This is a genomic window from Pseudomonas sp. MWU13-2105, from assembly GCF_023242315.1.
GTDB lineage: Bacteria > Pseudomonadota > Gammaproteobacteria > Pseudomonadales > Pseudomonadaceae > Aquipseudomonas.
The window spans coordinates 508,328-521,255 of record NZ_JALLIY010000001.1 but is presented as its reverse complement, the minus strand read 5'-3'; the positions used below and the strand labels follow the sequence as shown (position 1 = coordinate 521,255).

Annotated in this window: 10 protein-coding genes and 1 pseudogene; 10 read left to right on the top strand and 1 reads right to left on the bottom strand. The window is 61.1% G+C overall.

Annotation, left to right across the window (positions count from 1 at the left end):
• Positions 1 to 13 precede the first annotated feature (13 nt).
• The 6 genes from araD1 to araH all read left to right on the top strand — a co-directional run bounded on the left by araD1 (position 14) and on the right by araH (position 7,179).
• Complete coding sequence (araD1, locus tag M5B96_RS02445) at positions 14 to 1,006, top strand: AraD1 family protein (protein ID WP_248794903.1); 993 nt, start codon at positions 14 to 16, stop codon at positions 1,004 to 1,006.
• 10 nt (positions 1,007 to 1,016) lie between these two features.
• Positions 1,017 to 2,597 carry an aldehyde dehydrogenase (NADP(+)) gene (locus M5B96_RS02440; RefSeq protein WP_248794902.1) on the top strand — a complete coding sequence of 527 codons (1,581 nt, stop codon included), beginning with the start codon at positions 1,017 to 1,019 and terminating at the stop codon, positions 2,595 to 2,597.
• A gap of 50 nt (positions 2,598 to 2,647) precedes the next feature.
• Positions 2,648 to 3,523: an SMP-30/gluconolactonase/LRE family protein gene (locus M5B96_RS02435; RefSeq protein ID WP_248794901.1), complete on the top strand. Its 876-nt coding sequence runs from the start codon at positions 2,648 to 2,650 to the stop codon at positions 3,521 to 3,523.
• A gap of 64 nt (positions 3,524 to 3,587) precedes the next feature.
• The gene (locus M5B96_RS02430) at positions 3,588 to 4,592 is read left to right on the top strand and encodes a substrate-binding domain-containing protein (RefSeq protein ID WP_248794900.1); all 1,005 of its coding nucleotides are present in this window, start codon (positions 3,588 to 3,590) and stop codon (positions 4,590 to 4,592) included.
• A 64-nt stretch (positions 4,593 to 4,656) separates the two neighbouring features.
• Positions 4,657 to 6,201 carry an L-arabinose ABC transporter ATP-binding protein AraG gene (araG, locus tag M5B96_RS02425; RefSeq protein ID WP_248794899.1) on the top strand — a complete coding sequence of 515 codons (1,545 nt, stop codon included), beginning with the start codon at positions 4,657 to 4,659 and terminating at the stop codon, positions 6,199 to 6,201.
• Between the two features lie 9 nt (positions 6,202 to 6,210).
• Positions 6,211 to 7,179: an L-arabinose ABC transporter permease AraH gene (araH, locus tag M5B96_RS02420; protein WP_248794898.1), complete on the top strand. Its 969-nt coding sequence runs from the start codon at positions 6,211 to 6,213 to the stop codon at positions 7,177 to 7,179.
• Between the two features lie 187 nt (positions 7,180 to 7,366).
• Here the strand turns inward: araH and M5B96_RS02415 are convergent, their stop codons facing one another.
• A complete protein-coding gene (locus M5B96_RS02415; RefSeq protein WP_248794897.1) occupies positions 7,367 to 8,515 on the bottom strand; it encodes an aldose epimerase family protein in 1,149 nt (382 codons plus the stop codon).
• 210 nt (positions 8,516 to 8,725) lie between these two features.
• On the opposite strand from M5B96_RS02415, the gene M5B96_RS02410 reads away from it, so the two are divergent.
• The 4 genes and pseudogenes from M5B96_RS02410 to M5B96_RS02400 all read left to right on the top strand — a co-directional run bounded on the left by M5B96_RS02410 (position 8,726) and on the right by M5B96_RS02400 (position 12,866).
• On the top strand, positions 8,726 to 9,508 hold the full coding sequence (locus M5B96_RS02410; protein ID WP_248794896.1) for an SDR family NAD(P)-dependent oxidoreductase: 783 nt from the start codon (positions 8,726 to 8,728) through the stop codon (positions 9,506 to 9,508).
• A gap of 217 nt (positions 9,509 to 9,725) precedes the next feature.
• A pseudogene (locus tag M5B96_RS32640) lies at positions 9,726 to 10,826 on the top strand (cache domain-containing protein); the annotation flags it as partial.
• Positions 10,827 to 10,913: 87 nt separating this feature from the next.
• Positions 10,914 to 11,681 (top strand): methyl-accepting chemotaxis protein, encoded by a 768-nt coding sequence (locus M5B96_RS32635; RefSeq protein ID WP_412548576.1) that lies wholly within the window; start codon positions 10,914 to 10,916, stop codon positions 11,679 to 11,681.
• A 135-nt stretch (positions 11,682 to 11,816) separates the two neighbouring features.
• Entirely contained in the window at positions 11,817 to 12,866 is a 1,050-nt protein-coding gene (locus M5B96_RS02400) for a GGDEF domain-containing protein (RefSeq protein ID WP_248794894.1), read from the top strand.
• Positions 12,867 to 12,928: the final 62 nt, after the last annotated feature.

Genomic DNA, 12,928 nt, shown 5'->3' with positions numbered 1-12,928 from the left:
CAGGAGAAGCTTCATGCGTTTAGTTCAGTTCGAATTGAGTCACGGCGAGCGTCGGGTTGGCGTGGTCGAGGACGGCCGGGTACGTGAGGTGCAATCGTTGCGCACGGTGCGCGAGCTGGCGCTGGCGGCCATCGAGGCGAGTGTCGATCTGCGGCAACAGGTACAGAGCCTCGGCTTGGGGGCCAGCCACGACTATGCCCAGTTGCTGGCCGAGCTCAGGGTGCTGGTGCCACTGGATCATCCGGACCCGGCGCATATGCTGGTCAGCGGTACCGGGCTGACCCATCTGGGCAGTGCGGCGGCGCGGGACAAGATGCATCAGCAGGCCGGTGACGACAGTGCGCTGACCGACACCATGCGTATCTTCAAATGGGGCGTGGAGGGCGGCAAACCCGCCGCCGGTCAGGCCGGTGTGCAGCCGGAATGGTTCTACAAGGGCGATGGCAGCATCGTCGTGCGTCCGGGCCAGGCATTTGCCGTGCCGCCATTCGCCGAAGACGCCGGCGAAGAGCCGGAAATTGGCGGCCTGTATGTCATCGGCCAGGACGGCAAGCCTTATCGCCTGGGGTATGCCGTGGGCAACGAGTTCTCCGATCACGTGATGGAGCGCAAGAATTACCTGTACCTGGCCCACTCCAAATTGCGCAATTGCAGCTATGGTCCGGAACTGCGGGTCGGTGAGCTGCCCCGCCACCTGGCCGGTACCAGTCGCATTGTGCGTGATGGTGAGGTGCTGTGGCAGAACGAGTTCCTCAGTGGCGAAGCGAATATGTGCCACAGCCTGGAAAATCTGGAGTACCACCACTTCAAGTACGCTCAGTTCCTGCGGCCAGGGGATGTACACATTCACTTTTTCGGCACCGCCACCCTGTCTTTCGCGGATGGCATTCGAACGCGGCCGGGCGATGTGTTCGAAATCAGCCAGGCGGAGTTCGGTGCGCCATTGATCAACGGTATTCGCGCGGTCGACGCGGTGTTTGCACCCGGAGCCGTAGGGACCCTTTAAGGAGACAGGCATGACCCGGTTTTTTGGTCACAACTACATCGGCGGCCAGCGCAGCGCGGCCGGCAGCGTCAGGCTTCAGAGTATCGATGCCAGCAGCGGGGAACGCTTGCCCCATGATTTCTACCAGGCGACCGAGCAGGAAGTCGATGCCGCCGCCAAGGCGGCCGCGCAGGCTTACCCGGTCTATCGGGCCCTGAGTGCGCAGCGTCGGGCCCAGTTCCTGGAGGCGGTGGCCGATGAGCTGGACGCGCTGGGCGATGAGTTTATCGCCTTGGTCTGTCGCGAAACCGCGTTGCCCGCAGCCCGCATTCAAGGCGAGCGCGGTCGTACCAGCGGCCAGATGCGTCTGTTCGCCAACGTGCTGCGTCGCGGCGATTTCTACGGGGCGCGTATCGACCGGGCACTGCCCGAACGCCAGCCGTTGCCGCGCCCGGATTTGCGTCAGTACCGCATCGGCCTGGGGCCGGTGGCGGTGTTTGGGGCCAGCAATTTTCCCCTGGCGTTTTCCACCGCGGGCGGGGACACGGCGGCGGCGCTGGCGGCCGGTTGCCCGGTGGTGTTCAAGGCTCACAGCGGTCACATGGCAACTGCCGAACAAGTCGCCGATGCGATCATGCGGGCGGCAGAAATCACCGGGATGCCCGCCGGCGTGTTCAACATGATCTTCGGTGCCGGAGTCGGCGAAGCGCTGGTCAAGCATCCGGCGATCCAGGCGGTCGGTTTCACCGGCTCGCTCAAGGGCGGACGAGCGTTGTGCGACATGGCGGCGGCGCGCCCGCAACCGATTCCGGTGTTCGCCGAGATGTCGAGCATCAATCCGGTGATCGTGTTGCCCGGGGCGCTGCACGCGCGGGCGGAAAACGTGGCCCGTGACCTGACCGCCTCGGTGGTCCAAGGCTGTGGCCAGTTCTGTACCAATCCCGGTCTGGTGATCGGCATCCGTTCGCCGCAGTTCAGCGCATTCATCCAGCAGGTCGCCCGACTGATCGGCGACCAACCCGCGCAAACCATGCTTAACGCCGGCACCCTGAGCAGTTATGGCAAAGGCTTGCAAAGGCTCCTTGCCCACCCGGGTATCGAGCACTTGGCAGGCACTGCGCAAGTGGGCAATCAGGCGCAGCCGCAGCTGTTCAAGGCCGATGCCAGCTTGCTGATCAAGGGTGATGAAGTGCTGCAGGAAGAAGTATTCGGCCCGACCAGCATATTCGTTGAAGTGGCCGATCAAGCGCAGCTCGGCACTGCGTTGAACGGCCTGCACGGCCAACTGACGGCGACGATCATTGGCGAGCCCGAGGATTTGCAGCAGTTCAGCGAGTTGACAGCACTCCTGGAGCAGAAAGTCGGGCGTATCCTGCTCAACGGTTATCCGACCGGCGTTGAGGTCTGTGACGCGATGGTGCACGGCGGGCCTTATCCCGCCACCTCCGATGCCCGTGGCACTTCAGTGGGGACCCTGGCCATCGACCGTTTCCTGCGTCCGCTGTGCTTTCAGAATTACCCCGACAGCCTGCTCCCGGATGCCTTGAAAAATGCCAACCCGTTGCGCATTCAACGACTGGTGGATGGGCAGCCCTGCCGCGACCCGCTGTAACGCGAAGCAATTTGTCGGCACCTGAAAACCCGAATACCCCAGGAGGCTTCATGTCGTGGACCGCAGTCACCGCACACCGTGCGCAATTGGGCGAAGGCCCGTTCTGGGACGCCCCCGGCCAGGCCCTGTATTGGGTCGATATCGCTGGCAAACAGGCCTTGCGCATGACGGGCGCCGACGTACAGACCTGGCAACTGCCGGAGCCGTTATCGGCGTTCATCCCCTGCGCAAGCGGCGATGCGTTGGTGACCTTGAGCAGTGGCGTGTATCGACTCGACCTGAGCTCCGCGGCACAAGCGCCGCGCCTGACGTTGCTTTGCGTGGCTGATCCACAACCGGGCAACCGGGCCAACGAGGCCCGCTGCGATGCCCTGGGCCGACTGTGGCTGGGCACCATGCAGAACAACCTCGGCGAGCAAGGCGAAGACCTTCCCGTGCGGCGCCGTAGCGGCGGTCTGTTTCGCATCGATGCCGATGCCCGAGTCACGCCTCTGGCGCACGGCCTGGGTATTCCCAATACCTTGCTTTGGAGCGAGGACCGCACGCAGCTGTATTTTGGCGACAGCCTGGAGGGCACGCTGTATCGGTATTCGATCGCTAGCGACGGCCAGCTCGGGCCGGCGCGGGAGTGGCTCGGGCCACACCCGCGCGGCGTCCCGGATGGTTCGGCGATGGACGTCGAAGGCTACCTCTGGAACGCCCGCTGGGACGGTGGCTGCCTGCTCAGGTTGGCACCCAACGGCGAGGTCGATCGGGTGATTGAGCTGCCCGTCAGCCGCCCCACCAGTTGCGTGTTCGGTGGCAAGGATCTGCGAACCCTTTACATCACCAGCGCCGCCAGCCCGCTCAATCACCCGTTGGACGGTGCGCTGCTGGCCATTGAGGTGGAAACCCCGGGAACTCTCTGTCACCGCTTTGCAGGATAAATGTCGAACACCAGGCTGTACCGGTTCACCACTCGCACTCACAACAAAAACAAGGAGTCACCTTATGAATCGTCGTCGTGCAATCCGTTCCCTGTGCTGCATCGCTCTGGCTGCATCGGCAGTCAGCCTGAGCAGCCTGTTGCTGGCCGCCGAGCCGGTGAAGATCGGCTTCCTGGTCAAGCAAGCCGAGGAGCCCTGGTTCCAGACCGAGTGGGCGTTCGCGGAAAAGGCCGGCAAGGACAAGGGCTTTACCGTGATCAAGATCGCCGTGCCGGACGGCGAGAAAACCCTTTCGGCCATCGACAGCCTCGCCGCCAATGGTGCCAAGGGCTTCGTGATTTGCGCGCCGGACGTGTCCCTCGGGCCGGCGATCATGGCCAAGGCCAAGGCCAATGACTTGAAGGTGATCGCCGTGGATGACCGCTTTGTCGATGCCAAGGGCAAGTTTATGGAAGACGTGCCCTACCTGGGCATGGCTGCGTTCGAAGTGGGTCAGCAGCAGGGCGCGGCGATGGCTGGCGAAGCGAAGAAACGCGGCTGGGACTGGAAAGACACCTACGCGGTGATCACCACCTACAATGAACTCGATACGGGTAAAAAACGTACCGATGGCTCGGTCAAGTCGCTCGAAGACGCCGGCCTGCCGAAAGACCACATCCTGTTTGCGCCGCTCAAGACCCTCGACGTGCCGGGCAGCATGGACGCCACCAACTCGGCCCTGGTGAAACTGCCGGGTGCGGCGAAAAAACTGATCGTCGGCGGCATGAACGACAACTCCGTGCTGGGCGCCGTGCGTGCCACCGAAAGCGCCGGTTTCGCCGCGGCCAATGTCATCGGTGTCGGGATCAACGGCACTGACGCCATCGGCGAGTTGAAAAAGCCCAACAGCGGTTTCTTCGGCTCGATGCTGCCCAGCCCGCATCTTGAGGGGTACAACACCGCGAGCATGATGTTCGAGTGGGTCACCACCGGTAAGGAACCACCGAAATACACCGCGATGGACAAGGTCACGCTGATCACGCGCGACAACTTCAAGCAGGAACTGGAAAAGATCGGTCTGTGGAACTGAAGATCGCTTGCTGTCCTCGGCGGCCTTGGCGACGGGGCTGCCTGATCGGTGTGATGAGGTGGTTATGCACGCGCAATTGAACAAACAACAGCACAGTGCCGGCGCCAGTTTGTGTTTCAACGGCATCGGCAAGACCTTTCCCGGGGTCAAGGCGCTGGACGGCATCAGCTTTACCGCCCACCCGGGGCAGGTCCATGCCTTGATGGGCGAAAACGGCGCGGGCAAGTCGACTTTGCTCAAGGTCCTCGGCGGTGCCTACACCCCGAGCAGCGGCCATCTGCAGATCGGCGAGCAGACCATGGCCTTCAAGTGCGCCGCCGACAGCATTGCCAGCGGCGTGGCGGTCATCCACCAGGAGTTGCACCTGGTGCCGGAAATGACCGTGGCGGAAAACCTGTTTCTCGGGCACTTGCCGGCCCGTTTCGGGGTGATCAACCGCGCTGCGTTGCGCCAGCATGCGCTGGCCTGCCTCAAGGGCCTGGCCGATGAAATCGATCCCCAGGAGAAGGTCGGCCGCCTGTCCCTGGGGCAACGACAGTTGGTGGAAATCGCCAAGGCGTTGTCCCGTGGCGCCCATGTGATTGCCTTCGACGAACCCACCAGCAGCCTGTCCGCCCGGGAAATCGAGCGCTTGATGGCGATCATCGAACGCTTGCGGGACGAGGGCAAAGTGGTGCTGTACGTCTCTCATCGCATGGAGGAAGTGTTCCGTATCTGCAATGCGGTGACCGTGTTCAAGGACGGTCGCTATGTGCGCACCTTCGAGGACATGAGCGCACTGACCCACGATCAATTGGTCACCTGCATGGTCGGTCGCGACATTCAGGACATCTACGATTACCGTCCGCGTGAACGTGGCGCGGTGGCACTCAAGGTCGATGGTCTGTTGGGGCCGGGCCTGCGTTCGCCGGTGAGTTTCGAGGTGCACAAGGGCGAGATTCTTGGCCTGTTCGGCCTGGTCGGCGCGGGGCGCACCGAGCTGCTGCGCCTGCTCTGCGGTCTTGAGCGCAGCACCGCCGGAAGTCTGCAACTGGCTGGCGAGGTGCTGCAACTACGTTCGCCGCGCGATGCCATTGCCGCCGGTGTCCTGCTGTGCCCCGAGGACCGCAAGAAGGAAGGCATCATGCCGCTTTCCAGTGTTGCCGAGAACATCAACATCAGTGCCCGTGGCGCCAATTCCGCCTTTGGCTGGCTGTTGCGCGACGGCTGGGAACGGGGCAATGCCGACAAGCAGATCAAGGCGCTGAAAGTCAAAACGCCTAATTCGACACAGAAAATCATGTACCTGTCGGGGGGCAATCAGCAGAAAGCCATTCTTGGCCGTTGGCTGTCGATGCCGATGAAAGTCCTGCTGCTTGACGAGCCGACGCGGGGTATCGATATCGGTGCGAAAGCCGAGATTTACCAGATCATCCATAACCTGGCCGCCAGTGGGGTGGCGGTGATCGTGGTGTCCAGCGACCTGATGGAAGTGATGGGCATCTCCGACCGCACCCTGGTGCTTTGCGAAGGCGCGATGCGCGGCGAAAAGAGCCGCGAACAGGCCAATGAATCCAACTTGCTGCAACTGGCTTTGCCGCGCCAACGCGCTGACGGCCTGGAGAATTGAGAGGTGACTATGACCATCCAAGACAACGCTTTACCAACGGCGCGTAAACCCCTGGACCTGCGCAGCCTGCTCGACAATTGGGCGATGCTGTTGGCGGCGCTGGGGATCTTTGTGCTCTGCACCTTGCTCATCGACAACTTCCTCTCGCCCCTGAACATGCGCGGCCTGGGCCTGGCGATTTCCACCACCGGCATCGCCGCGTGCACCATGTTGTATTGCCTGGCGTCCGGGCATTTCGACTTGTCGGTGGGCTCGGTGATCGCCTGTGCCGGGGTCGTTGCAGCGGTGGTGATGCGCGACACCGACAGTGTGTTGCTCGGTATTGGCGCGGCGCTGCTGTTGGGGCTGCTCGTCGGGCTGATCAACGGGATTGTGATTGCCAAGCTACGGGTCAACGCGCTGATTACCACCTTGGCGACCATGCAGATCGTACGCGGGCTGGCCTATATCTTTGCCGATGGCAAGGCGGTCGGCGTGTCCCAGGATCAGTTCTTCATCTACGGTAATGGCCAGTTGTTTGGCGTGCCGGTGCCGATCCTGATCACCATTGGCTGTTTCCTGTTCTTTGGCTGGCTGCTGAACTACACCACCTACGGGCGCAACACCATGGCCATTGGCGGCAACCAGGAAGCAGCGTTGCTGGCCGGGGTCAACGTCGATCGGACCAAGATCATCATTTTCGCCGTACACGGGGTCATTGGCGCACTGGCCGGGGTGATCCTGGCCTCGCGCATGACCTCCGGCCAGCCGATGATCGGCCAGGGGTTCGAATTGACGGTGATTTCCGCTTGCGTGCTGGGCGGGGTGTCGTTGAGCGGCGGGGTGGGCATGATTCGGCACGTGATTGCCGGGGTGCTGATCCTGGCGATCATCGAGAATGCGATGAACCTGAAAAACATCGATACGTTTTATCAGTACGTGATTCGGGGTTCGATCTTGTTGCTGGCCGTGGTAATTGACCGCTTGAAACAACGCTGAGCGTTGTTGTTCATGGCATTGCTCGGGGCGGGCATTGTTTGATATCGGCGTTGCTCGACGCCGGTATTGCCCGGCACCGGCACCGGCACCGCGACACTGACCGACACCGATATTGTAGGAGCTGTGGGTCTAGGTCTAGGCCGGGTCCGGCCCGGAGGTGGGCCCGCCCCGGGGGGGCGGGTACGCTTCAGTCTGCGGAGAACTTCAGGACGGTGCTCTGGGTATACGTCTGGCCTGGGTCCAACCGCGTTGTCGGGAAGCCCGGCTGGTTCGGCGAGTCGGGATAGTGCTGTGTCTCCAGGGTGAACGCACCCCAGTGGGCGTAGGTCTTGCCTGCCTTGCCCTTGACCGTGCCGTCGAGGAAGTTGCTGGTGTAGAACTGCACTCCGGGCTCGCTGGTATAGAGCTGCAAGCGCCGGCCGGATTGCGGGTCGCGCACGTCGGCGGCGAGCTGGCTGACGTCACCCTTGGTATCCAGGACCCAGTTGAAGTCAAAACCACCCTGTTTCGGCTCGGCGAATTTGAGCTGCGGATGATCATCCCTGATGTGCTGACCGATCGCGGTCGGTTGGCGAAAGTCCATCGGCGTGCCGGCGACCGGAGCCAGCTCACCGGTTGGAATCAGCGTGCCATTGACCGGGGTGTACTGGCTGGCGTGCAAGGTCGCGAGCTGTTTGAGCACATCGCCGTTACCGGCCCCGGCGAGGTTGAAGTAACTGTGATTGGTGAGGTTCAACACCGTGGGTTTGTCGGTGCTGGCCTTGTACTCGATGCGCAGCTCGTTGCTGTCGTTGAGGCTGTAGGTGACCTCGACGTTCAGGTTGCCGGGAAAACCCATTTCGCCGTCCGCCGACAGATAGCTCAGCTTCACGCCCACCGAATCCTTGCTCTTGACCGGTTGTGCTTTCCAGACACGCTTGTCAAAACCCTGGGCGCCGCCGTGCAGCGAGTTGGGGCCGTCGTTAAGCGGCACCTGGTAACGTCGGCCATCCAGTTCGAACGCGCCCTTGGCCAGGCGATTACCGTAGCGTCCGATGGTTGCGCCGAAAAATGCCTTGCCGCTCTGATAGCCCTGGACATCGTCAAAGCCCAGCACCACGTCATCGAACTTGCCGTTTTTGTCCGGTACTTTCAACGATTGCAGAACGCCGCCGTAGGTAATGACCGTGGCTTGCAGACCATGGCTGTTACGCAACACATATTGTTCGATGGCGGTCCCATCATGGGTTTTGCCAAACGCTTTGTGTTCGCTGGACAGGCCGCCAGCCTGGACGCCGAAGCTGCTGATCATCAGGGAAAGACCTAGGCCGGAAAGCAGGTATCGGGATTGTCGCATGGTTGAACTCCTTTTATTGTTGTTTGGTTAAATAGTTCTACTAATTTGCGATAATTTGCCAAAATGCCCACAAATTTATAGCCTGTAATGTCGATTTTGCAATATAAAATAAGACTAATTGGTGGCTTGGCTAAAGTGATCCATTCGTGTCCGGGCACGCCTTGAGTCCAACTGCTTGAATCGAAATGCTTACTGTGGAGTAACCGTCAGATGAATAACGAAACGGACGCCGGCCCGCAGGCCGTGTACGCGGACCTGGAAAATAAAACCGTGCTGATTTCCGGTGGGGCTTCAGGGATTGGCGAAGCCATGGTGTGCGCCTTTGCACGGCAGGGAGCCAAGGTTGCATTTGTGGATATGGCCAAGAGCCAGGGCGAACGGCTGGCGGCCCGGTTGTTGGCCGAGGGCCATAGGGTCGAGTTCGCTCACTGCGATATCACTGACGAGGTCGCTTATAGAGAAGCGATCGGGCGCTTTGCGCAAACCCTGGGGCCGGTGACGGTCCTGGTCAACAATGCCGCCAATGATGTCCGGCATACCTTGGATGAAGTTGACTCGGAGACATTCGACAAGCTGGTTTCCGTCAATCTGAAGCATGCTTTTTTTGCCGCCCGGGCGGTGGTGCCGATGATGAAGGCCGCCGGGGAGGGCGCGATCATCAATTTGGGCTCCATTGGCTGGATGATGGCCTCCAGCGGCTATCCGGTCTACGCGGCCAGCAAAGCGGCGACCCACGGTATGACCCGGGCCTTGGCACGGGAGTTGGGGCCGTGGCGCATCAGGGTCAACACCCTGGTTCCTGGCTGGGTGATGACAGAAAAGCAGCTGGCGCTCTGGGTGGATGATGCCGCCCGGGAGTTGATCAGTCGCAGCCAATGCCTGCCGGGTAGCGTGGAACCTTCGCATATCGCCAACATGGCGCTTTTCCTGGCTTCGGCGGCATCGTCCATGTGCTCGGCGCAAAACTTCATCGTCGATGGTGGTTGGGTGTAGGCCTTTTGCTGAGCTGATTTGAGCTGATACCGGAATCAGCTCACTCCTGTCGCGACAGGCTGATAGAAGCCTGCGGCTCTGCATCTTTGCTAAAAACAATATCTAGCTGTTTTGTATACGAAAAATCGGCGGATATGCCGCCAGATCAACGAGGCGGGCGCAGTGGCAAATCGCTATTTGTCCGTGTAGTCTGGCCATTCGCACCGCATTTCCTCGGATGGTGATCGTTACAATGAAGATAAAAAACAAGCTCGTTCTCGCCTTTGTGTTGGTCGCCTTCATCCCGGTAAGCCTGGTGGCGGTGATATCGGTATTGAATATTCGCTCTCAGGCGGTCGATCAGTTTATTGATGGCAGCACCCGTGAGATACGCCAGATCGACGGCAATATCCGGCAGTTTTTCGACGGAACTCAGCAGAACGTCGATCAGATGGCGACTGATCCTGTATACAAGTCGGTTACCAGCCTCAAGCACTATGAGACTGCCGATGCCGCCAGCCAGCCGATGCCGCCGGCCGCCCGGCAGGTCATCGATTTGTTTGCGCGTTATGGCTCGACGCACCCTGCCGCGGCGATCCTCTCCATTGGCCTGGAAGACGGCAGCTATGCCAAATGGCCGGACGACCCGCAGCTGTCGAGCTACGACCCGCGCGCGCGGCCCTGGTACAAGGCCGCCATGGCCAGCCCCGGCAAAGCGGTGCGAACACCCGCGTACTACTATGACAAGGACGCCGTGGCGCTGGTCGGCAGTGCCCGGGCAATACTCGATGACGCGGGTAAGGCCAAGGGCGTGTTTGTTGTCAGCGTTTCGCTGAAAAACCTCACCGAGCTGGTTAAAAGCATCAAGCTTGGCGAAAGCGGCTACGTGATGCTGATCGAGGACGGCACGGTGCTGGTCGATCCGCGTGATGCCGCGCATAACTTCAAGCCGCTCAAGGACCTGGGCGAGCCCTACGCCAAACTGGCGGCCACCCAGCAGGGCTCCACCGAGGTGCAGATCAACGGGGTCAGGTACATGGCCAATATCTGGACATCGCCCGGCCTGGGTTGGCGTTATGTCGGTCTGATCGAGTACGGCGAAGTCATGGGCGCGGCCACACGCATGACCTACCTGACGGCAGGGATCGTGGTCGTGCTGGTGCTGCTTTTTGCCTTGCTCGCCGCGGCGTTCGCCAAGGTGATTGTCAAGCCGATCGGCCAGGTCAGCACCGGCTTGCAGTCGATTGCCGAGGGTGAGGGCGATCTGCGCCGCGATCTCAAGGTACAGGGCAAGGACGAAACCGCTGAGCTGGCCGGCTGGTTCAACAAGTTTCTTGCCGCGATCCGCCAGTTGATCCAGCGTATCGGCGCCGCTTCGACCAACCTGCAGGATGCTTCACGGGTCAACAGCGAGGTGGCCAGCAATATGAACCAGGCGGCCGGTCGTCAGCGTGAAGCGGTGGAGTTGGTGTCCACGGCGTTCAACGAAATGGTCGCTACCGCCAACGAAGTGGCCCGCTCCTGTAGCACGGCCGCCAACTCCGCGGAGAGCGGACACCAGCGTGTGGCCGAAGGCAAACAGCAGATCGAGTTGACCACCCAGAACGTCAACCGCCTCGGGCGGCGTTTGAGCGAGTCTTCCCAGGCCATGCTCGAACTGGAAGCGGGCAGCCGCGACATCAACCAGATTCTCGGGACCATCCGCGCCATCGCCGAGCAGACCAATCTGCTGGCGCTGAACGCGGCGATCGAGGCGGCCAGGGCGGGAGACCAGGGCCGGGGGTTTGCCGTGGTGGCGGATGAGGTCAGGGCCCTGGCCAAGCGCACGTCTGACTCCACCGGGGAAATCGACCAGTTGCTCAACGCCCTCGGCAGCAAGACCCAGGAAGTCTCGCAGAAGATGGAAAGTTGCCTGGACCTGTCGCGCGCCAGTGTGTCCTCGATCGAGAGCGCCCGTGACAGCTTTGAAGGCATTCAGTTGTCGGTCAATGAAATCCGCGATCAGAACTTGCAGATATCGGCGGCGGCGGAGGAGCAGCACAGTGTCGCCGAGGAGATTAATCGGCATATCCAGCAGATCTACGACGAGGCGCAGTTGGTCGAAAACCTGGCCAGTTCCGCGCAAGCAGACTCCGGTCGGCTTTCGCACCTCTCGGATGAACTGAACGGGCTGGTGGGGCGCTTCAAGTCATAGCGGCATTATGCTATCGCCGGGTAGCTGACAGCCCGGCGATTCACTACACTTCAGTCGCTCCCTGGCTACCGGTTATCAGGTAGTCAGCCTAAGTAAAACCGGGACTCACAACCGGAACTTGAGGTAACAGGTTCGATGCCAGTGCCCCCGGAAAATCCACACAAGCAGTATGCCCGTCCCGAGTTCTGGCAGCTTTCCATGCGTTGCTGCCAGTTGGCTGGCGCGGTTGATGTCGCTTTCCTGTTTATTTTCCTCATGCTGGGCTCACCCATCCTGGCCTGGGTCAACGTGATCAGCGTGGCCATGTATGTCTATGCCTATCGTGCGTTCAGCCAGCGGCGGAATCGGCTGGCGATCCTGCTGATCCGCACTGAAGTGCTGGTGCATGCCGGGCTGGGAACCGTGCTGATTGGCTGGGAAAGTGGCTTTCACTATTTCCTGCTGATGTTCATACCGGCCCTGTTCGTGACCATGCGCCCCCGCGGCGCCTGGACCCTCGCCGCTTGCCTGTGGGCCTACTATGTGGGGCTGGATGTGCTCATGTGGTACATCCCGCCGCTGCAACCGATTTCCTCCAATGCCTTGTTGGGGGTGCATGTTTTCAACCTGACCGTGGTGTTCTGCATGTTCAGCTACCTGGCGCTGTTCTATGTGATCACTGTGACCCGCGCGCACAAGAGCCTGGCGCGGATGGCAACGACCGACTCCCTGACGGGCCTGTTCAATCGCCGGCACATGATTGCGCTGACCGAGAAGGCGCTGGAGCGGCACCATCGATGCCCCAGCAACCTGACCTTGATGTTGATGGATATCGATCACTTCAAGCACATCAATGATCAGTATGGCCACGATGTGGGGGACCGGGTGCTCAATGCCGTGAGCGACTTGCTCGATAGCTCAATGCGCGAACAGGATTATATTGGCCGCTGGGGTGGCGAAGAGTTCCTGGCGATATTGCCGGAAACCGATCTTGAGCAGGCGGCGGCAATCGCGGAGCGCATACGCAAGGCGATCCAGGCGTTGGTGATTGACAGTGACGAGCATAAAGTCAGCGTGACCCTGTCCATCGGCATTACGCAGTATCGCGCTCAAGAGGCGCTCAGTAACGCCATTGCCCGGGCCGATCGGGCGCTCTACGAGGGCAAGTCGGCCGGGCGCAACAGGGTGGAAGTGGCGTTGGCGTAATGGCGTCGGTTACGCCGACTGGTGGGGGGGGCGGATCGCGCTATGTATGCTGGTCCGTGCAA

Bases quoted from the DNA above. Each gene is read 5' to 3' on its own strand.
- araD1 (WP_248794903.1), top strand. From the start codon at position 14: ATGCGTTTAGTTCAGTTCGAATTGAGTCACGGCGAGCGTCGGGTTGGC.
- M5B96_RS02440 (WP_248794902.1), top strand. From the start codon at position 1,017: ATGACCCGGTTTTTTGGTCACAACTACATCGGCGGCCAGCGCAGCGCG.
- M5B96_RS02435 (WP_248794901.1), top strand. From the start codon at position 2,648: ATGTCGTGGACCGCAGTCACCGCACACCGTGCGCAATTGGGCGAAGGC.
- M5B96_RS02430 (WP_248794900.1), top strand. From the start codon at position 3,588: ATGAATCGTCGTCGTGCAATCCGTTCCCTGTGCTGCATCGCTCTGGCT.
- araG (WP_248794899.1), top strand. From the start codon at position 4,657: ATGCACGCGCAATTGAACAAACAACAGCACAGTGCCGGCGCCAGTTTG.
- araH (WP_248794898.1), top strand. From the start codon at position 6,211: ATGACCATCCAAGACAACGCTTTACCAACGGCGCGTAAACCCCTGGAC.
- M5B96_RS02415 (WP_248794897.1), bottom strand. From the start codon at position 8,515: ATGCGACAATCCCGATACCTGCTTTCCGGCCTAGGTCTTTCCCTGATG.
- M5B96_RS02410 (WP_248794896.1), top strand. From the start codon at position 8,726: ATGAATAACGAAACGGACGCCGGCCCGCAGGCCGTGTACGCGGACCTG.
- M5B96_RS32635 (WP_412548576.1), top strand. From the start codon at position 10,914: ATGAACCAGGCGGCCGGTCGTCAGCGTGAAGCGGTGGAGTTGGTGTCC.
- M5B96_RS02400 (WP_248794894.1), top strand. From the start codon at position 11,817: ATGCCAGTGCCCCCGGAAAATCCACACAAGCAGTATGCCCGTCCCGAG.